General features: G+C 42.6%; 20 protein-coding genes and 1 pseudogene. 12 read left to right on the top strand and 9 right to left on the bottom strand.

Annotated features, from left to right (window positions below; genetic code table 11):
• Positions 1–32 precede the first annotated feature (32 nt).
• From NI461_RS02490 to NI461_RS02480, 3 genes are all read right to left on the bottom strand, one after another.
• The gene (locus tag NI461_RS02490) at positions 33–1,097 is read right to left on the bottom strand and encodes a GTP pyrophosphokinase family protein (RefSeq protein WP_253156439.1); all 1,065 of its coding nucleotides are present in this window, start codon (positions 1,095–1,097) and stop codon (positions 33–35) included.
• A 261-nt stretch (positions 1,098–1,358) separates the two neighbouring features.
• The gene (locus NI461_RS02485) at positions 1,359–1,721 is read right to left on the bottom strand and encodes an endonuclease domain-containing protein (protein WP_151205930.1); all 363 of its coding nucleotides are present in this window, start codon (positions 1,719–1,721) and stop codon (positions 1,359–1,361) included.
• 202 nt (positions 1,722–1,923) lie between these two features.
• A complete protein-coding gene (locus NI461_RS02480; RefSeq protein ID WP_151205929.1) occupies positions 1,924–2,946 on the bottom strand; it encodes a molecular chaperone DnaJ in 1,023 nt (340 codons plus the stop codon).
• A 167-nt stretch (positions 2,947–3,113) separates the two neighbouring features.
• Between NI461_RS02480 and NI461_RS02475 the strand changes: the two genes are divergently transcribed.
• Positions 3,114–3,650 carry a hypothetical protein gene (locus NI461_RS02475; protein WP_151205155.1) on the top strand — a complete coding sequence of 179 codons (537 nt, stop codon included), beginning with the start codon at positions 3,114–3,116 and terminating at the stop codon, positions 3,648–3,650.
• A 185-nt stretch (positions 3,651–3,835) separates the two neighbouring features.
• Positions 3,836–4,513: a DUF421 domain-containing protein gene (locus tag NI461_RS02470; protein ID WP_253156438.1), complete on the top strand. Its 678-nt coding sequence runs from the start codon at positions 3,836–3,838 to the stop codon at positions 4,511–4,513.
• Positions 4,514–4,814: 301 nt separating this feature from the next.
• On the opposite strand, the gene NI461_RS02465 is transcribed toward NI461_RS02470, so the two are convergent.
• Together NI461_RS02465 and NI461_RS02460 are read right to left on the bottom strand one after the other, a co-directional pair.
• On the bottom strand, positions 4,815–6,119 hold the full coding sequence (locus tag NI461_RS02465) for a DcaP family trimeric outer membrane transporter (protein WP_253156435.1): 1,305 nt from the start codon (positions 6,117–6,119) through the stop codon (positions 4,815–4,817).
• 355 nt (positions 6,120–6,474) lie between these two features.
• Complete coding sequence (locus tag NI461_RS02460) at positions 6,475–7,713, bottom strand: MFS transporter (RefSeq protein ID WP_253156433.1); 1,239 nt, start codon at positions 7,711–7,713, stop codon at positions 6,475–6,477.
• A 136-nt stretch (positions 7,714–7,849) separates the two neighbouring features.
• Between NI461_RS02460 and NI461_RS02455 the strand changes: the two genes are divergently transcribed.
• The 5 genes from NI461_RS02455 to putP all read left to right on the top strand — a co-directional run bounded on the left by NI461_RS02455 (position 7,850) and on the right by putP (position 12,630).
• Positions 7,850–8,479 carry a 1-acyl-sn-glycerol-3-phosphate acyltransferase gene (locus NI461_RS02455; RefSeq protein ID WP_253156432.1) on the top strand — a complete coding sequence of 210 codons (630 nt, stop codon included), beginning with the start codon at positions 7,850–7,852 and terminating at the stop codon, positions 8,477–8,479.
• 63 nt (positions 8,480–8,542) lie between these two features.
• Complete coding sequence (locus tag NI461_RS02450; RefSeq protein ID WP_151205924.1) at positions 8,543–9,460, top strand: patatin-like phospholipase family protein; 918 nt, start codon at positions 8,543–8,545, stop codon at positions 9,458–9,460.
• Between the two features lie 102 nt (positions 9,461–9,562).
• Positions 9,563–10,045: an NfeD family protein gene (locus tag NI461_RS02445; RefSeq protein WP_151205569.1), complete on the top strand. Its 483-nt coding sequence runs from the start codon at positions 9,563–9,565 to the stop codon at positions 10,043–10,045.
• 3 nt (positions 10,046–10,048) lie between these two features.
• On the top strand, positions 10,049–10,903 hold the full coding sequence (locus NI461_RS02440; protein ID WP_151205570.1) for an SPFH domain-containing protein: 855 nt from the start codon (positions 10,049–10,051) through the stop codon (positions 10,901–10,903).
• A 215-nt stretch (positions 10,904–11,118) separates the two neighbouring features.
• Positions 11,119–12,630, top strand: a complete 1,512-nt coding sequence (gene putP / locus NI461_RS02435; protein WP_253156431.1) for a sodium/proline symporter PutP — start codon at positions 11,119–11,121, stop codon at positions 12,628–12,630.
• A gap of 82 nt (positions 12,631–12,712) precedes the next feature.
• On the opposite strand, the gene NI461_RS02430 is transcribed toward putP, so the two are convergent.
• From NI461_RS02430 to carO, 3 genes are all read right to left on the bottom strand, one after another.
• Positions 12,713–13,621: a polyprenyl synthetase family protein gene (locus tag NI461_RS02430; RefSeq protein WP_253156430.1), complete on the bottom strand. Its 909-nt coding sequence runs from the start codon at positions 13,619–13,621 to the stop codon at positions 12,713–12,715.
• Between the two features lie 225 nt (positions 13,622–13,846).
• The gene (prpF, locus tag NI461_RS02425; RefSeq protein ID WP_253156428.1) at positions 13,847–15,037 is read right to left on the bottom strand and encodes a 2-methylaconitate cis-trans isomerase PrpF; all 1,191 of its coding nucleotides are present in this window, start codon (positions 15,035–15,037) and stop codon (positions 13,847–13,849) included.
• A 313-nt stretch (positions 15,038–15,350) separates the two neighbouring features.
• Positions 15,351–16,085 (bottom strand): ornithine uptake porin CarO, encoded by a 735-nt coding sequence (carO, locus tag NI461_RS02420; protein WP_253156426.1) that lies wholly within the window; start codon positions 16,083–16,085, stop codon positions 15,351–15,353.
• A 295-nt stretch (positions 16,086–16,380) separates the two neighbouring features.
• On the opposite strand from carO, the gene dapD reads away from it, so the two are divergent.
• The 5 genes from dapD (at position 16,381) to NI461_RS02395 (ending at position 19,705) form a co-directional block, all read left to right on the top strand.
• Complete coding sequence (gene dapD / locus NI461_RS02415) at positions 16,381–17,202, top strand: 2,3,4,5-tetrahydropyridine-2,6-dicarboxylate N-succinyltransferase (RefSeq protein WP_253156424.1); 822 nt, start codon at positions 16,381–16,383, stop codon at positions 17,200–17,202.
• A 127-nt stretch (positions 17,203–17,329) separates the two neighbouring features.
• The gene (gene queE, locus NI461_RS02410) at positions 17,330–18,040 is read left to right on the top strand and encodes a 7-carboxy-7-deazaguanine synthase QueE (protein WP_151205365.1); all 711 of its coding nucleotides are present in this window, start codon (positions 17,330–17,332) and stop codon (positions 18,038–18,040) included.
• 32 nt (positions 18,041–18,072) lie between these two features.
• The gene (queC, locus tag NI461_RS02405) at positions 18,073–18,741 is read left to right on the top strand and encodes a 7-cyano-7-deazaguanine synthase QueC (RefSeq protein WP_151205364.1); all 669 of its coding nucleotides are present in this window, start codon (positions 18,073–18,075) and stop codon (positions 18,739–18,741) included.
• A gap of 16 nt (positions 18,742–18,757) precedes the next feature.
• Positions 18,758–19,168 carry a hypothetical protein gene (locus NI461_RS02400; protein ID WP_151205363.1) on the top strand — a complete coding sequence of 137 codons (411 nt, stop codon included), beginning with the start codon at positions 18,758–18,760 and terminating at the stop codon, positions 19,166–19,168.
• A gap of 78 nt (positions 19,169–19,246) precedes the next feature.
• A complete protein-coding gene (locus tag NI461_RS02395) occupies positions 19,247–19,705 on the top strand; it encodes a peroxiredoxin (RefSeq protein WP_253156423.1) in 459 nt (152 codons plus the stop codon).
• Between the two features lie 37 nt (positions 19,706–19,742).
• On the opposite strand, the pseudogene NI461_RS02390 reads toward NI461_RS02395, so the two are convergent.
• Positions 19,743–20,384, bottom strand: a pseudogene (locus tag NI461_RS02390) (LysE/ArgO family amino acid transporter).
• Positions 20,385–20,530: the final 146 nt, after the last annotated feature.

Raw genomic sequence — 20,530 nt, 5'->3', positions numbered from 1 at the left:
AAAAAATCCCCTTATTTGAGGGGGTTTTTTATTTATCCCTCCAGAAAAACTCCATATTTTTTATGTGCTTCTCTAATTGCCTTTTCAGAATATTTTTGCAATAGAAGTTTAAAACCATCATTATCATTACTACCCCATTGATCTTCCATATTAGAATAAGAATTTTTAAAATATTTCTCCATATCTGTTATTAACATCACATCTCTTAAAAAACCGATGTAACTATTTTCACTAGAAAATTTGTAATTTTTAGTGGCTTCCCTAATTAATCTATCTAACTCATTTAAAGTCTTGATTCCAAAATCTTCTATTTCTTTAATTATTTCGGAAGTTACTAATTCTGCAGAAAAGCTATTAACTGTAATCAGATGTGGATACTTATCATCGAGCAAGGAGCAAATACCGATAGTTGTTAATTCAAACTCTATTTCATTATTATCTTCTTTTATATCAATTGTTTTTGCATAATTTTCAATTTCCACTGTAAGTCTATTAAACTCTAAATCAGCAGATTCTAATAGTCCTGACAAAAGCTTGAAACGACGATTTAAATGTGAAGGCAGTTTACCACCTAGTTTATAACCCCGGTCATGTTCTATTTCTGCCCATGCATGCTCTAGAGCTGTCCTCACCTGAATTTCAAAGCATAATCCTTTATAGGCTGAGAATTCAGGCATTTTTTCCCTACTTTCTCCGACATCGCACACAAAATGAATAGAACGATAACCTACTCTCTCTTCACCTAAGTTTTCAGACTTATTTACACTGTCCGCTTTATGGATGTTAAACATCGATTCAATAAGGGTACAAACTTTTTGTACATCTGATTCAATTAATGTAATCACACGAACACCAGCCAAATCAGTCATTGAGGTTGGGCTATAATCCTTCTCTGAAAGCTTATCTTTAATTTTTTTGAGAAAACTTTTTTTAGTTTTATGCCGATACGGAACATCTACAAAACTAATCTTTTGTGAAATTAAGGAGTTTTTTAAAGTTACAGCAATAATTTCTGCTAATCCTTTGTATGGATCAATATTATTGTCATACCATAGACCATGATCTTCTTTAGTTTTGACTTCAACTTTAGAATTCACTACATCCCCCTAAAAAATTCTTAATTATATGTTTTTATATCATTTTAAGATGATTCAATCACGGTATTTTTAATAACCCTCACCCCAGCCCTCTCCCAAAGGGAGAGGGAGTGTCATTTGATTTAGTATCTGCACAACTTTCACAATGGAGTTCCCTCTCCTTTCAGGAGAGGGTCAGGGAGAGGTGCTTTTAAATTTTTTTCATTATTAATTCTTCCCTCATCCCCCGCCTTCTCTCATAGGGAGAAGGAGCTTTCATTACTAATCTTTTTTCAGTTGTGAACACACATTCCACAAATCCCCCAACACCACATCCGTCCCACTCAACACATCATGATTCCAATACCGCACAACGGTTAAACCCAACGCCTCTAAAAACTTGGTGCGTTCAGCATCATATCCAATCGCATCATCCATTCCATGCTGACTCCCATCCAACTCAATCACTAAACCAACTTCATGACAATAAAAGTCCACAATATAAGGTTTGATCACATGCTGACGCCTAAATTTTAAGCCCATAAACCGCTTGGCACGTAGGATTTGCCACATCAGATGTTCTGCATCGGTGGCAGAGTGGCGCATGTATTTGGCGAATTCTAATAATTGGGGATCTATTTTCATTTTTATTTCCCTCTTAAATTTATTGTCATTATACGATACACAATGAAGTTCCCTCTCCTGAGCAAGTTTTAAAGCGCTGCTTTAAAACGAAGCGCAAGTGATGAGTAGCACTGCTACGCAAGGGAGAGGCGAATCTAAAAAAACAACCCTCACCCCCTTGCAGAATGTTGTTCCTCATCCCAAAGGGAAAGGGAGAAAAGCATTAAAGCACGCCATGCTCCAACAACATCTCCAACCCACTCTCTTTCCCCATAAAGCTCAGTCTTTGCTTTTCTGCTTTCAGCTGTTGCTTGACCGCAGACACATCCGCATCAATCTGCTTATATAAGTCCGTAATATTCAATCGCCCTTTCGACTTCTGGACTGCAATTTTGGCTTTATTTGACCAAACGAGCGAGTCAATCAACTCCTGAATCTGCATCTTTAATGCTTGGCTTTGCGCTTCCAACGCATGTTGGTAAAACTTGACTTGCTCTGCGTTTAAACCCTTATTTGCACCAGTTTTACTTTGTTCCACTTCAAGCTGAAGTTTCAGTAAACAGAACAAATCTTCCTGTTCATAGGCTTCATTGACACGTTGTAATAGTTCAGTCTTTTCAACTCTTTTAGATTCATCAGGTTCGCGGTCAGGATGAATAATCGAAGCAATTTTTAAATACACGGTTTTAAGTGACTGGTTTACTAACTTTTCGGCTTGGGTTTGTTTATCTTGCTGACGCTTTAATTTGGCTTGCTCTTTTGCTTGTTGGTATTGGTCATTATTCCAATCTTCATCAGCGGGAGATTCAATATTTTCAGATTGATCAAAACTGTCTATATTTTTCTTTTTGGTTTTTTTCTTTGAATATTCATCTGCCTGCTGATAATAAGCATACATATTTTCTACTTCATCTAACTGCTTTTGACTCAGCAAATGAGAACATTGGAGTAAACGAGCAAGCGTTTGGATTTTATCTTCCACCACGGCGCGATCTGACTTGCTTAAATCATAATAAATTAGGCTATTCCACAGTATCTGCATTTGCTCATACAGCGTGCTATATAACTCGCGATACGCAGGCAGGAGCGCCTTTTGACTATAGACACGAATTTCATCTTTAGCAGTTTGCCATGCCAGCAGTAGCCGCTTTTGTTGCTCAATCTGATCAATCAGCACATTCAGCTTTCTATGCTGGGGTGAGGCGTCTAAAACAGCTTGTGGCGTAGTTTTTAACTCAAAAGACATGACATGCAAGAAAAACAGGACAGAGCGCTAAGTTTAACGCTTTTATACCTGAGCTGTATGCCCACACTCGGTACAAATATTCGCCCTATTTGGGCAGTTTTTGTTTAATATCAAGGAATCAATACGACAGGACTTCCAGTCATTATTGTACTGAAAAGGAGATTCAGATGCCGACGCAAGCAGATTTAATCTTTAATCAGGAACTTGCCGCATGGGTGCAAGCGATTGGCTCTGTAATTGCAATTTTTGTGGCGATTAGTGTGCCCTTGTATTTAAACCATTTGGCACAAAATCGTGATGATGCCCTGCAAGACAAGCAAAAACAGAAATACTTTGTCACCTTGCTCCCTACCCTCTATCGTATTCGCCGTTATAGCTCTGAATTTATTCAACAAATGCAGTCACATCAGCAAAGTACCCAGAATATCCTGCAAACGCTGGAAACTGAATATCTGGAACTAATTCCAGTTTTTTCCAAGGAACTGCATATCTTTGTACATAGTCAAATTTATGACTCCAACCTGAATCAACTGGCATTTGAACTGTTTCATTCTGAAGAGATTCTGCAACAACATTTATTGCAGCCGCAGGATCAAAAACAACTCAAACATCAAGCTTTACTTAGCAAGCATAGCCAGCATATTCACGATCTAAGTCATCAACTGATTATGCAGATTGAAAAAATTTATGCCCTACAGGATTAAACTTATTTTCAGTACTCGGTTAGATCAATAAACTCACTCAATAAAATTTATATTGCGATCTAAATCTGAAATTCGCTTTATTAAGTTAATGTTTTCTGTATTCAAAAGCTTACATAAACACAGAGCAAATAAACGTGTCAGATTGCTAGACTCTAAACCAATAATGAGATGCAGAGACAGCTTATATGGATTGGGCCACGATCTTTATCCACGATACCACCTGGGAATTTGCCACTGAAATTGTGGTGCGCTGTGTGTGTATGTTTATCATGATTATTCTATTTTTACGGCTGACCGGTAAACGTGGCGTACGGCAACTTTCGGTATTTGAGCTGGCCATTATTTTGTCCCTCGGCTCGATTGCCGGTGATCCGATGTTTACCAAGGATCTGCCCCTGATTCAGGCACTGCTCATTATGAGTATTATCATTACTATGTACCGCCTGACCACATGGCTGATGATGAAGTATCAACCCTTTGAAGATTTGCTCGAAGGCAAACCGATTTATATCGTTGAAAATGGCAGATTGGTGGTCGAAGAAATCAAAAAAGGTAAAATGTCACATGATGAATTCTTTGCTGAAATGCGTCAGCAAGGTATCGAACATCTGGGACAGGTCCGTACCGGACTACTGGAAACAGATGGAAAGTTCAGTATCCTATTTTTTAAGCCAGAGGATGTTCGACCTGGCTTACCTCTTTTCCCCAAAACCTGTATGACCATTCAAGACGTGAAGCCAGAGCAGCTTTACGCCTGTATTTACTGTGGACAAGTTCAGCATCTTTCTCATGTAGAACAGATCTGCCCACGTTGTACGAGCGCGGATTGGACAGAAGCCATGAACAGTTATCGCGTCACTTAAAGTAGACCGATGTTTCAGATAAATTAAAAATTCTGATTATGGCCGAGCTTTGTATAAGAGATATACCCTCTTACGCTCACAGAAAGGTCATGCTTGTTCATCATACGAACCACCCACAATGTCTAAAGTAAGATATAAAGTTGCCTAATTCCAGCGCTTACTCAAATAAAAACTCCAAATTAAAACTTGTATTTCAAGCCTGTAGCAATCCCCAGGCTTTATTAAAGATATCTTCTCGTCAAGGAAGTTTTAAAAAAATCCCACCGAGTGGTGGGATTTTTTTAAAACTTCAGCTTATCAATTAGAAGCTATATTTGCTCATTAAACCAATACGGTTATCTTTGAATTTTTCATTATTAAAGGTTTTACGCTCACCATTGACATACTCAATACCAAACTCAAGCGGTTTAACTGGTGAATACACCAGGTTTAACCATGCTTGTTGTACTTCTTTGTTTGCAGTCTTATTGAGCTCTGCATAGTCTGAGTCTTTATCAGCAAACAATGCACCATAACCTAGTGAGGTTTTTAAGTTAGGTAAAATGCTGTAGGTTAAGCCCGTTTGTACCGCCCAAATTTCATTTTGCTCAATATGACGGTCATTTTCATCATCCATAAATGCAGCATTGGCATCGGTACCATACAAAATACCGTTTACACCTTTGGTATAGCTGACATCTAGCGTCGCTTTTAAAGGATCAAGCACTTGATACGTTGTACCTGCTGCTAGACCCCAACCTGTTTTACGCTTGTTGATATCTTCATCTTTATACACTTCAACTAAAGCACGCGCAGATGCATTACCTTTGTTGTCATCAAAGTTGTGTGCCAATTTAGCGGTTAGTGTTGGTGTGCTTGATTTAATATGTTCAACACTTACTTCTTTGCCTTCGGCATTTAATTTACTGTGTACAGCAGTTGATTTTGGTTTTTCTGCCGCCAGGAACAATTGTGTTGCCGGTGTCAAATCAAAACCATAACGAACCATTGGTATACGTGTAGTACCCCCACCGACGTTGGTGCTGAAGTCAATCATAAACGGGGCGTGATTTGACAAGAAGTTAGATTGGGTTTGACCAATCAACCAGTTTTCATAGGTTAAATATGCGTGACGTATACGGAATGAATCACTAGACCCTGCGAAATCGCTTTCAAGTTTACCGCCCACCTCTGCACCGTTGACATTGGTTTTAAAATCTAAGCCAATTCGTGTTGTTTTTGCTGTTGCGACGAGCTTATCTCTGGTTTGACCATTGGTTTTAGCAACGTCAGAGAAATCTCCTGCTGAACCTTCAATGATATAGTTCGCATCACCACGAACGAAACCATATAGCTTCACTTCGGTATCTGATTTTGTAGCTAGCGCTTTCGGTGCAGCTGCTGATAGTTGGGGTGCCGCTTTAACCTGTTCAATCTGCACGGCTTGATTTTGCTGAACTTGTTGCTGCTGTACGACTAATGCTTTTAATGCTTCAATTTCTTGACGCAACTGCTTAATTTCTTTTTGCTCTTGTGTTTCAGCATGTGCAACCGTCCCCATCATTAAGGTGGTTACTGCAACTGCTAATCCTTTAGCTAAAAACTTTCGTGTTAAAACTTGACTCATTACATTCTCCATATTGAACAAACGTTCATTGGCTTTGAAAGCTTGCTGATTCCCAAAAACCTAAACCCTGTTGAATATCTATAATTATAAACTGACTTATTTGATTATCTCGCGAGATAACTCCTGAACAATATGCAGGGTTAAAACATCATCCTGATCACATCACCTGATTTTACTGGATTTACGTTTTAACCTGCCTATATAACAAGTCGTTTGAAAACATCAGGAATTTAACAATTTTTAACTCAGTTTGAAATCATTTTTATCTCATACTTTTAGCTAAAATATGTATTAACGACATTTTTAAAATATATTGATTATTTTTAATACGGATTTAATTGATGCTTTGCAATGATTAGGATTTCTGCGTTGTTCTACACCACAATATGATCGGCCATAATAGCAATACACTGATCCATGCAATATAGGTTAAATACTGTGTATACCCCAGATAATCTCCTAATATCCCGCTCAGGCTATATAAGCCACCACTCACTGTGGCCATCACCGAAACTTGAAAAGTAAAATCCGTACCCGCCAGATGCTTGCGGCTGTATTGCATGATCAAGGTCAACATCACCACCAAAAGCATGGCAGACACCATATCTTCTGCGGCATTTATGGCATAAATGACCCAATGATTGATTGGTAGTTGTGCTTCATATTGTCCGGCTAACCAGGCATAAGCCATCAGCGTCAATATTTTAACTATTGAAAAAACTAGCAGACTTCGCGGTCGAGACCAGTATTTCAGACACCAGCCCGCCAACCCTGCGCCGAGCAAGGCAGCAAAAGCCCCTAACATGGTCACGTAGATACCAATCTGGCTCAGGCTCAAGCCCATATCAACCATTAAAGGTTTTAATAACGGCCCGGATAATCCATCGGCTACCTTAAAGGTGAGTAATACCAGCAGCCATTTAGCCAAGGTGGAATCCGAGCAGAAATATCGAAAATAGGTTTTAATTCGAATTCGGGTCGAAGCCGGCACTGTTTCGGATACAGCTAAATGGTGCAAGGGTTCTTTAAATTTTAAAATCGGCAACGTATTTAGAAAAACCAGTGCAGCCAAGAATAAAAAAGTGCTTTGCCATTGCAGTAAATCCAGAAACAATAAAATGGCCCCGCCACCCACAATAAAACCCAGACGTGAGCCAATCACCTGAAAAGTATTGCCCCAATGCTGCTGTTCATTTTTCAAGATATTAACTGCCAGCGCATCGGTAGCAATGTCCTGAGTCGCACCAACTCCATTCATCAGTAGCAATGCGGTAAAAAAGGCCAGTAGATACAATGGCTGGTTTAAAGCCTGAATAGGTAAAAAAGACAGACCTATTAATACGGCAACTGACAGCAATTGCAGTGGAATAATCCAGCTTCGATAATGCCCTTGGGTTTTAACTCCGTAACGGTCAACCAGCGGCGCCCAGAAGACTTTAACCGACCAGGGCAACATGAGCAGACCAAAGCCCCCGATATGCGCCAAAGACACGCCCTGTGCTCGCAGAATCACGGGTAAGGCATGAGTCATAAACCCAACTGGAAGTCCCTGCGCCCAATATAGGGAAAACAATAAAATATAAGTATTCCGCATATTTAGACTAGGTCCCCGAAAGATAAAATGCACCAAAGGCATTAAAGAATGCTATATATTTTGCCAATGATCCAGATTTTACAACAGTCTAATATGATCAAAAATAAAGAGAAATGAGTTTCAGGAAGAAACGCTGATGACCATGACACGCTTTCCCACCCTTCCTCCGCATGTTCCTTCTCGCGGTAGCAAACTGAGCCGGAGCTTTTTTAAGCAGCTATTTTTAGCCCAAGGCTGGCGAATCGAAGGAGAATTTCCGGATTTGCCTAAAGCAGTTGCTATTATTTCGCCACATACCTCCAATATTGATGCCTGGTTGGGGTTTAATGCGCTGCTGGGTCTTGGAATCCAGATTACTATTTTTGGGAAAGACAGCTTGTTTCGTACTCCGTTGAAACCGATTCTGGAGTGGGTGGGTGTGGTGCCAGTCGTCCGAAGTAGCGCACAAGGACAAACCCGGCAGATTGTAGAGATTATTGAACAGTCCGAACAAATCTGGATTGGTATGGCGCCTGAAGGCTCTCGCAAGGCACCGGAAAAAATCCGTAGCGGTTTTTATTATATTGCCCAAGAGGCACAGCTACCGATTGTCATGTTCTCTTTTGATTATGACCTCAAGACCATCCATATCTTGGGTGTTTATCATCTGACCGGTGACTATGAATACGACCTGGAACAGATCTATCAACATTATGCAGGCAAGTTCTCGGCAAAAAATCCGGCCTGGGTGGCGAAGCCGTTACAAAAGCTTTTGAAAAAAGGCTAGGCAAAAACCAATTTTTTTGATGTGATAGCCTCAATTTTGTTGATTTAACCGTCATTTTCTACAATGAAATTCGCTCATTATGCTTTTATTGGCTGTCTTGGCCTAAGCTTGGCTGGCTGTGATAAAGCCAGTAAAACTCCGACTGCTACGACTCCGATTAAAGCGCGCGAACCGGTGGTCGCCGTTGCGCTTGGCGGCGGCGGAGCCAAAGGCTTTGCCCATATCGGGGTGTTGAAAGTCCTGGAGTCACATGGTATTAAACCTAAAATTGTCACTGGCACCAGTGCCGGAAGTTTTGTCGGCAGCCTGTACGCTAGCGGTAAGTCTCCTTATCAATTACAACAAATTGCCCTGAATTTTAAAGAATCCGATATTCGGGATTTAACCCTGAACCGGCAAGGAATTATTGCGGGCCAAAAACTTCAGGATTACGTCAATAGCCAGATTGCGAACAAACCCATTGAACAGTTCCCGATCCGTTTTGCCGCAGTTGCTACCCGGTTAGACAATGGACGTAAGGCAGATTTTATTAAAGGCAATGCTGGACAAGCCGTTCGTGCCTCTTGCAGTATTCCGAATGTCTTTGTGCCTGCAGTCATTGGCGGCAAAAAATATATTGATGGCGGTCTGGTCAGCCCGATTCCGGTTAAAACGGCCAAGGATATGGGCGCCGATCTGGTGATTGCCGTAGATATTTCTGCCCGGCCGGACAGCAGCAAAGCCATCAATATGTGGGGACTGCTGGATCAAACTATTAATATCATGGGACAGCAAAGTATTAATGAAGAGCTGAAACAAGCGACCGTGGTGATTCAGCCGCAAGTGGGCCATATCGGCACGCTTGATTTAAAGTCCAGTAATGCCACCATTCTGGAAGGTGAAAAAGCCGCCCAGCTGAAAATTCGCGCCATTGAAAAAGCCATTCATGATTTCAAACAGTCTCCGGCTGCATTTAAACCGCCACGCCCTGCCAGATTCTGATCCACGAGTTTTTTTATATTCATCTGTGGCAGCATCTGTTACATTGGAGCAAATCATATAAAGATGATGATTAATTAAATACTTAGCGATATAGGTCACGATATGGAATTAGTTCTTGAACCTTGGCACTGGTTTGTATTAGGGATTCTGCTGATCCTTTCAGAATTACTCTTGCCTGCATTTGCTGCCCTATGGTTCGGGATAGGTGCCCTCATGGTCGGTATTCTGTACTGGATGTTCCCGATGATGGGTCTGACCACCCAGCTCCTGACCTGGATCGTGCTTTCGGTTCTGTGTACGCTACTCTGGTTCAAATTTATCAAGCCGCTTTCAACCGACAAGACCAAGGCCGGATTGTCACGTGAAGCCACGATTGGTCAAATTGGCATGGTCATTCAAACCAATATGGAGCATGGGCAAATCCGGGTACGCTTTCCCATGCCGGTATTAGGCTCAGATGAATGGAATTGCCGGGCACTGGATAAGGTACAGGTCGGAGATCGTGTTCGTGTCGTAGAAATTCTCGGCAATGACCTGGTCGTACAACCCCACAGCACTCATTATCAAAATGAAAAAGGTGAATAAGCTATGTCTAGTGGCTCTATAATTGTTCTTGCATTTTTAGCTTTTGTTGCAATTACCATCTTTAAAGGTGTGCGTATTGTTCCGCAAGGTTATAAGTGGATCGTACAAAGACTCGGTAAATACCATACCACCCTGAATCCGGGCCTGAATTTCGTCATTCCCTATGTCGATGAAGTCGCCTATAAAGTCACAACCAAAGATATCGTGCTGGATATTCCCTCTCAAGAAGTGATTACCCGTGATAACGCGGTGCTGCTCATGAATGCCGTGGCGTATATCAACCTGACCACACCTGAAAAAGCCGTATACGGTATTGAAAATTACTCTTGGGCCATCCAAAACCTGGTTCAGACTTCACTACGTTCTATTGTAGGTGAAATGGATCTGGATGATGCTTTATCTTCACGTGACCATATCAAAGCACGTTTAAAGTCCAGTATTTCAGATGATATTTCAGACTGGGGCATCACCTTAAAAACCGTAGAAATTCAAGATATTAAGCCATCTATTACAATGCAGACCGCGATGGAAGAGCAAGCCGCTGCAGAACGTCAACGCCGTGCAACCGTAACCAAGGCCGATGGTGAAAAACAGGCTGCCATTCTGGAAGCGGATGGTCGTCTGGAAGCTTCACGCCGTGATGCGGAAGCACAAGTCGTTTTGGCTGAGTCTTCACAACGTGCCATTGACATGGTGACCTCTGCAATTGGAGATAATGAAATCCCGGTGGCATATTTACTTGGTGAACAATATGTCAAAGCCATGCAAGATATGGCCAAATCTCCAAATGCCAAAACTGTGGTATTGCCTGCCGATATACTCAATACCATCCGCGGCGTGATGGGAAGAAATCATTAAAATGCCCTCTTCCTCTTCTGAAAACAGGCAGCCATCAGGTTGCCTATTTTCCTTTGGGACAAGAAATCTCAGCAAAGAGTGTGAATTTATGGTTAAATTTCGCATTTATTTTGAAATCCTTCGGACTTGGCTGGAAATATACGTCCCGACGTCACTCTGGTCATCATGAAAGTCCTTATTTCGATCTCCTGTGAAAACTCGAAAATGGATATTGTATGAGTCCCCTAAATCCGACCTTAATTACCTTTCTTCTTTATATCGTCGCCATGGTCGTGATTGGCCTGATGGCTTATCGCGCAACCAATAACTTTTCTGATTACATTTTAGGGGGCCGACGTTTAGGTAGTTTCGTAACTGCACTTTCTGCCGGGGCTTCTGACATGAGTGGTTGGCTACTAATGGGCTTGCCAGGTGCAATTTATCTCTCTGGCCTGTCAGAGATGTGGATTGCAATTGGCCTGATCATCGGCGCATGGCTGAACTGGCTACTGGTTGCCGGGCGTTTACGTGTACATACCGAAGTCCAGCACAATGCCCTGACCCTGCCAGATTATTTCTCCAACCGCTTTAATGACCAGAAGAAAGTCCTGCGTATTGTGTCAGCCTTTGTCATTCTGATTTTCTTTGCGATTTATTGTGCTTCAGGCATGGTCGCCGGTGCCCGTCTGTTTGAAAGTATGTTTGGCCTGTCTTACAGTACAGCTCTCTGGATCAGTGCGATTGCGACCATCAGCTATGTGTTTATTGGTGGCTTTCTGGCTGTCAGCTGGACCGATACTATTCAGGCTGGCCTGATGATTTTTGCACTTTTATTGACGCCAATTGTGACCTTGCTGACGTTCTCCGATCTGTCACAGGTCACGTTGGCGCTGGAAGCTGCCCGTCCACAAGCCATGAATCTGGTGGGTGATCTGAGTACCGTAGCCATTCTTTCACTGATGGCATGGGGCTTAGGTTATTTTGGCCAGCCGCATATTCTGGTGCGCTTTATGGCGGCAGATTCCGTCAAGTCGATTCCGAATGCACGCCGTATTGGTATGACCTGGATGATTCTTTGCCTGAGCGGTGCAGTCGCAGCCGGTTTCTTTGGTATTGCTTATTTCCAGGCTCATCCAGAATTAGCCATTGTTGTGAGTACCAATCCTGAAACAGTATTTATGGAACTGACCAAAATCCTGTTTAATCCATGGATTGCCGGTATTGTGCTGGCTGCAATTTTGGCCGCTGTCATGAGTACTTTGAGCTGCCAGCTTCTGGTCTGTTCAAGCACCCTCACCGAAGATTTTTATAAGTCTTTTCTGCGTAAAAATGCTTCACAAAAAGAGCTGGTCTGGGTCGGCCGTTTAATGGTGCTGCTGATTGCCCTGCTTGCCATCTGGATGGCGGGTAATCCTGAATCTAAAGTACTGGGCTTGGTGTCTTATGCCTGGGCCGGTTTTGGTGCAGCCTTCGGCCCTCTGATTATTCTGTCACTGTTCTGGAAGCGCATGACTTTAAATGGCGCTCTGGCAGGGATGATCGTCGGTGCTGCTATGGTTATTCTCTGGAAAAACACACTCGGCATTACTGGTCTGGGAGTTATTCCAGCTGGAATCTATGAAATTATCCCCGGCTTTATGTGCTCATGGATTGCGATTGTACTGGTGAGCCTGATAGACAAAACCCCAACTGCCGCAATTACTACACGTTTTGAAGAAGCAGAACGTCTGTATAACCAAAGCAAATAATTGGGCGATTCATTAAAAAGAGGACGTTAAGTCCTCTTTTTTTATAGATGGGTTTTCATCTGTCTTGGCACAATCTTTCCAACTAGCTTTTACGATGGAGCAGGAACTGGGTAATGTGCATCAGTTCCTCAGCTTCCCCTTCAAAATGAGCCAAAGCAGTCAATGCCTGATCATGTAATTGCTGGGCATAAGTTTTGGCCTGCTCCAAACCCATTAGGGCCGGATACGTCGATTTCTCAACCTGTTCATCCTTGCCTGCGGTTTTACCCAACACTTCGGTGTCGGAAATAATATCCAGAATATCGTCCTGCACCTGGAAGGCCAAACCAATGACCTGTCCAAATTCACGCAGTTTAGGAATCGCCAGATCGGTTCCTTCAAAGATTGTCACTGCCGCCATCATGATTGCTGCGCTGATTAAAGCACCGGTTTTATTACGGTGAATGGTTTCTAAAGCCTCTTGATCAATTTTCTTGCCTTCAGCCTGTAAATCAAGCACCTGACCATTGACCATTTTTGAAGAGGCCGTTGCTAAAATCTGCATCTGCTTCAAGACAATTGATGACTCGACAGCCGGTCCCTGATCAAACAGGCGGCTACCCAGAATTTCAAAAGCCATGGACTGCAGAATATCTCCGGCCAACAGCGCTGTATCTTCACCATAGGCCACATGACAAGTCGGCTGCCCACGGCGTAACAGGTCATTATCCATACATGGCAGGTCATCATGGGCCAGTGAATAACAATGAATAAATTCAATCGCAACAGCCGCACGGCGTACCGCAGCAGTATTCTGGTTGGGCTTTAGGGAGGCGGTGGCATAACACAGGGCTGGACGTACCCGCTTGCCGCCAAGCATCACGGCATGATGGACTGCCGACTTTAGCGGTTCAGGAATGGCAAAAGCCTCTAAAGCGGCCAGTAAGTCATGGTGAATCCGTTGTTGTGCTTGAGTTAATGCATGGGTTGATACGTCAGTAATAGATGACACATTCGCCTCGAATACGTAGTCCAGAAAAATAGAATGACAAGCGGCTAAACGCCTGTGCGCTTATCAGGCATTGTACCTAGAATTACTTTGAATTTTCAGCTTTAAATCGACCTGTTGTTCTGTAATTTCTGGATTAATACAAGATAGATCCAGGAAAGCACTTCTTCTGACCCATAAAAACCCGACGCAGGGCCAGAAGGTTACTTAGGCGATTTGAAAAAAGCATTAAGATAAAACATCTTCAGGCACCCGCACCCAGCCTTCCATCAGCACACGCGCACTACGGCTCATGATGGCCTTTTTTACCTTCCATTCACCATTTTCCTGAACTGCTTGTGCGCCGACTCTTAAAGTTCCTGAAGGATGGCCAAAGCGAATCGATTCCCGTTCTCCCCCACCGGCAATCTGGTTTAGTAATGTCCCCGGAATTACAGCAGCCGTTCCAATTGCGACCGCAGCTGTACCCATCATGGCATGATGTAGCTTCCCCATAGATAAGGCCCGTACCAGAATATCGCTATCCGCTTCGGTGACTTCTTTACCGCTAGAAGAAATATAAGTCTTTGGTGCTGCAACAAAAGCAATTTTCGGCGTGTGTTGACGGGTTGCAGCTTCACTAATATCCTGAATCAGTCCCATCTGCTTGGCAGCATAAGCACGAATGGTTTCAAACTTTGCCAGTGCAGCGGCATCATTATTAATATGCTCCTGTAACTCGGTGCCGTTATAGTCCAGATCTTCAGCCTTTAAAAATACGGTTGGAATACCGGCATTAATCATGGTGACTTCAAAGCTGCCAATATTTGGCACGTGCAGCGTTTCGGTCAGGTGCCCTGTCGGAAACATTGAGCCACCTTCGGCATTGTCGTCCGCCGGGTCCAGGAACTCAATCTGCACCTCAGCCGCCGGGAAAGTAACTCCATCCAGTTCGAAATCACCCAATTCCTGCACTTGGCCATTCTGCATGGGCACATGCGCAATAATCGTTTTCTGGATATTTTCTTGCCAGATTCGGACTGTACATATTCCATTTTCCGGGATACGTGCCTGATCCACCAGATCATTGGAAATCGCAAATGCACCTACTGCTGCGGTCAGATTGCCACAATTGCCACTCCAGTCAACAAAAGGTCGATCAATCGACACCTGTCCAAACAGATAATCTACATCATGATGTTCTTGCTGGCTTTTGGACAGAATCACAGTTTTACTGGTACTTGAACTTGCTCCCCCCATCCCATCAATTTGTTTGCCATAGGGATCAGGACTGCCAATGATACGCAGCAGGAGCTGGTCACGAATTCGGCCCGGCTGCCGGGCAGCAAGCGGCAAGTCATCCAGCTTAAAAAATACGCCTTTACTCGTACCTCCACGCATATAAGTGGCGGGAATCTTGATCTGGGCTGCAAAACTCATGAATGCTCTCTTCCTTTGATTTGTCTTAATTTGTCGTTGTTTTCTTTAGATTATTAGATCTCTAGGTTTTAACTATAGTAGGTTTAAGCCACAACACTACCAAGCCCGACCTTAGTATAAAAACCGGCCATCAAGCCATTCGGTATATATCCTTCAAGGATTCTCACCTATCACAGTCTTCCCCTTCAAACTCACCTGAAAAGGCTGCCATGACTCTACGACTTCATCCCGGCAATAGATACTCAGTTTTATCAACAAGATGATAAATAAAAAAACAGGCCGTAGCCTGTTTTTTTATTGCTGAGATGAATGTTTAGAAACGGAAGCTTACACCCAGTTTGGCAACTGGTAGCCATTCATACTCGTTGTCATTACGAATTTCACGCTCTTCAGCATCAAGCGCCTGCCCCAAGGTACGGCCATCATCACCCACCAAACCTAAGGCAGCTTGGTTAGCATTTAAATTAACTGTTGGATTGCCATTATAGTAGGCACCCACTTCACCGAATACCCCCCAACGGTTGGTAATTGCTGGTGAGAAACCAATCCCTACATACGGTGCAAGATTGTTTTTATAGGATAAATCACCGTCAATACGAACATCTGTATTGCCTGCATTAAAGCGTGATCCATCTACTTTAAATGATGCATTAGTTCCTGGACGACGCTCTAGGCCATAATCATTATCAATATAACCTACACCCGCGGCCATATAGAACCAGTTGGCCCAAGGACGGATTTCGGCATTTAAATAGGTTAGGTTATTGTCCATATCCAGATCGTATTTCGAGCCATTGATTGACAAGTCATCAGACCAGGAAACATCTCCGCCGTTATAACCTAAGGTTACACCTACATATGGGTTCACACTCCATGAAAGTGCGCCACCATAACCGGTCGTTCCGACTTCAGCACGAACAGAAGCAGGTTTAAAGAAAGAAAAAGAGGCCACACCCTCATCTGTCACAACTGTCTCATCAGCCGCCATTGTAGAGCCTGCTGCTACCGCTAAAACGGATACAGCTAAAGCTTGATATAAAGATTTCATTATTTCTCTCCTTAAAAGAACTTTTTTTTGATCATTAGTTATGTGATGAGCTCAATATAAAGGAGTTAATGAATATTTTTTATGCAAGTTTTGCTTAGCTTTTGTTGTTTTTTGATACAAATTAGTTTTTCTTGTTGAATGGTAAGTGTTTTTTAAACAATGTTTGTACACATTAAAAATAAAGAAATTATACTTATCACTTTACTTTTTAAATTAGCCATCACCTTGCCGAGTTTTTACTTTTTTCCCAAAAATATAGTGTAAAATATTGGAAATTTTTTTCGGAAGGAAACTCATGCTTCAGCTTTCAACAATCATTGAGCAAGCGTTTGAAGGCCGTGCAAATTTTAGCGCAGCAGATTGTCCTACTGAAGTCCGTCAAGCAGTAGAGGACGTAATTGCTGGTCTGGACAATGGTACTTTACGGGTCGCAGAAAGAATCAATGGTGAATGGATAGTTCATCAATGGATAAAAAAAGCAGTCTTGTTATCATTTAAATTAAACGACAATCAACCGCTGGAAGCTGGTGACCTTCGTTTCTATGACAAGGTAGATACCAAATTTACCGGCTGGACCGAAGAGCAGTTTAAAGCAGCGGGTGTGCGCGTCGTTCCTCCTGCTGTAGCGCGTAAGGGTTCTTATCAGGCAAAAAATGTGGTATTGATGCCTTCTTATGTGAACATTGGTGCTTATGTTGATGAAGGCACCATGGTGGACACGTGGGCTACCGTCGGCTCATGCGCACAAATTGGTAAGAATGTTCACCTGTCAGGTGGGGTAGGCATTGGGGGGGTACTTGAACCACTTCAGGCAGGCCCAACTATTATTGAAGATAACTGCTTCATCGGTGCGCGTTCTGAAATTGTAGAAGGTGTGATTGTAGAAGAAGGTTCCGTTATTTCCATGGGCGTATTTATTGGTCAGTCTACCAAAATTTATGACCGTGCAACTGGCGAAATTTACTATGGTCGGGTTCCTGCAGGTTCTGTCGTAGTATCGGGCAGCCTTCCTTCTAAATGTGGTACATACAGCCTGTATGCTGCAATCATCGTGAAAAAAGTAGATGCCAAAACTCGGGCTAAAACCAGCCTAAATGACCTACTTCGTGAAGATTAAGATGTAATCTGCTGCGGAACATTTATTGTTCGTCGGGGCCTCAACCGCTCCTCGTCTCTACGGTTAGCAATGATCGTAGGGATTTTTATTTTTATACCTAATTATTTTTTCAGTGGTTAATAGTGTTATGAATATGCTTCGATCTTCTGCTATTCCTGTTTCTGATCCGTCTGCGGGTTTACGCATTACGGAGATCTTTTATTCATTACAAGGTGAAGCCAATGCGGCTGGACTGCCAACGGTATTTATTCGTTTAACCGGCTGTCCGTTGCGCTGTACCTACTGCGATACCACCTATTCTTTTGAAGGCGGTGAACGTCAAGCTCTGGATGATATTATTCAGACTGCACTCGCTTTTAAAACCCCTTATATTTGTGTAACAGGTGGTGAACCCTTAGCGCAGCCCAATGCCCTGCCCTTGATGCAACGTCTGGCAGATTTGGGCTGTGAAGTCTCGCTTGAAACCAGCGGTGCACTCGATGTGTCAAAGGTAGACCCGCGTGTATCTAAAATTTTAGACTTAAAGACCCCAACTTCAGGTGAAGTTTCACGAAATCTGCTTTCTAATCTGGACCATTTAAGCCCGCGTGATCAGATCAAGTTCGTCATTTGTAACCGTGAAGACTATGAATGGTCAAAACAGCAGGTAGAGCTCTATCAACTGGAGCAGAAAGTCAGTACAGTTTGGTTTTCGCCCGCATTTGCGATTGAAAAAGGTTCGGTACACTTGCCAGCACTGGCACGTGATTTAGCCCAATGGATTTTGGAAGACCATCTCCCGGTTCGTTTCCAGCTGCAACTTCACAAGTTGTTATGGAACGATGAAACAGGTCGTTAATTTTTTATAAAGTTATTTTTGGAGTATCAGTTATGCGCCCTCGTGCCATTGTATTGTTATCTGGCGGATTAGACTCAACAACCTGTCTGGCTTGGGCGCAGGCACGGTATGAATGTATTGCGCTAAGCTTTATGTACGGTCAGCGCTCTACCACCGAGCTGGACGCAGCACGTGCCTTGGCAAAACGTGCAGGTATAGAACACCGTGTAATTAATATTGATTTAGGTAACCTGGGTGGCTCAGCCCTGACTGATCCTAGCCTTGAGATCCCGGATCAGGAACAGGAAGGTATTCCTATTACCTATGTACCTGCACGCAACACCATCTTCCTCTCTTATGCCCTGGCAGCGGCAGAAGTCTTACACGCTGAGGCCATCGTAATCGGAATTAATGCAGTGGATTATTCGGGCTATCCAGACTGCCGCCAAGAGTTTATTGAAGCTTTTGCCAACATGGCTCGCCTTGCCACCAAAGTCGGTATTGAAGGTCAGGCGCTCAAATTTGAAACACCTTTGTTACATTTATCCAAAGCAAATATTATTCGCTTAGGTCTGGAACATGGCGTAGACTACAGTCAAACGGTATCTTGCTACCAGGCAGATGACCTAGGACGTGCCTGTGGAAAATGCGACAGTTGTCGTTTACGCAAACAAGGTTTTGCAGACGCAGGTGTTGAAGACCCGACACGTTATATACCGTAAAGACAAGGTAGAATATATGAAAATGTTAAAATCAAGTATCGTTCTTTCAGCGATCGTTTCAGCTGCGGCAATGTTTACAACGGCAACTCATGCAGCTGAAGACAAATTACAACAAGCTTATAAAAGCACCAATGTTAAAGCTGCATTGATCAATGTTTGTAAAGATGAAACTGCTAAAGGCAAAAAACTGACTGCTGCTGAAGTGAGCAAGTATTGTAGCTGTGCTGTAGAAGCAGACGGCAAGCTGACCAATGCTCAAAAATGGGAAATCCAAAGTACGATTAACCAGAAAAAAAGCCCGGGTACTTTAGCGTTTGTACAAAAACAGAATAAAGATCTGCAAGCATGTTTCGGTCCGCAGCTGACTGGTAAATTGAAAAATTTAACTGAAGAAGCGATGAAATCTGCTCAGGCAGCAAAGAAATAATCCGTCCAGATTATTTGCTAGAATAAGCCACAATATGTGGCTTATTTTTTTGAAAAATCTATAGAAATTGGAGTAGTCATGTCTGAGATCAGTTTACTTGACCAGAATTTTCCTGCAACGACAGGTGAAATCAATTTAGCTCAACTGGATACACCATGGCTGGTGATTTATTTTTATCCCAAAGATTCTACCCCCGGCTGTACCACTCAAGCGGTCAATTTTTCATGCCTAAAAGATCAGTTTGATGCTTTAAATACCACAATTATTGGTATTTCACGTGATTCGGTTAAAGCCCATCAAAACTTTACTGAAAAGCAAAATCTGACGATTAATCTGATTAGCGATAAAGAAGAAGTGTTATGTAATCACTTTGATGTGATCAAAGAAAAAAATATGTATGGCAAAAAAGTTATGGGTATTGAACGCTCAACTTTTATTTTCCATAACGGCATATTGCTTAAAGAATACCGCAAAGTGAAACCTGCAGGTCATGCTGAGCAGGTGCTAGAGGATTTAAAAGCCCTTCAAGCGGCTTAACTTGCTCTCCTCCCCTAAAAAGGCATGAAGTTTCTCTTCATGTCTTTTTCTTAGATTCATGCTCCCAATAGACTTTATTTAATAAAGAAATCGCAATTGACCACATCACGCAGCCGATCAGTATATCCAGTATCTTCCAGGCTTGAGGGCGATGAAAAGCCGGTTGCAAATAACATGCCGCATAGCCCAGGCTAAAAAAGAATACGAAGGAGGCAGTGATTCCTCCCAGAGCAAAATAAAGTTGTGCATTTGCATATTGGGTGGAGATAGACCCCATTAATATCACAGTATCTAGGTAGACATGCGGATTCAGCCAGGTCAGTATTAGACAGATGCATAGGACTTTATATAAGACAGGCTCTGCATCTTGGTCTGATATTAAGCGCTGCTCACTTTTCCAGGTCTGATAAAAATGTTGTGCACCATAGATCAACAAGAACGTCGCACCCAAATACTTGGCAATGTTCAGCCAATGCGGATATAACAGCATCAGCTGTGAGAAAACTAAAACTCCAGCTGAAATCAGGATGGCATCTGATAATGCACAGCAGAGACAAATGGCAAAGATATGCTACTGTTTCAATCCTTGTTTCAACACAAAAGCGTTCTGCGCACCAATGGCAATAATCAGGCTAAAACCAATGGCTAGCCCCTGTATATAGGCATTTAACATCGACATGTCATTTCATTATAAAAATGCCATCATTATCCATATCCGACTTTTGAATTAAATACTTGGATTCTCAAATGAAGTGCAACAGAGATTAAATTATTGGAAGGAAGCAAGATGAGCTAGCATTTTGCTTCCGACCGACCAAAGTCAAA

It is taken from the genome of Acinetobacter sp. S4400-12, assembly GCF_024129495.1.
GTDB classification, from domain to species: Bacteria; Pseudomonadota; Gammaproteobacteria; order Pseudomonadales; family Moraxellaceae; genus Acinetobacter; species Acinetobacter lwoffii_C.
This window is presented reverse-complemented; position numbering and strand designations above follow the sequence as displayed.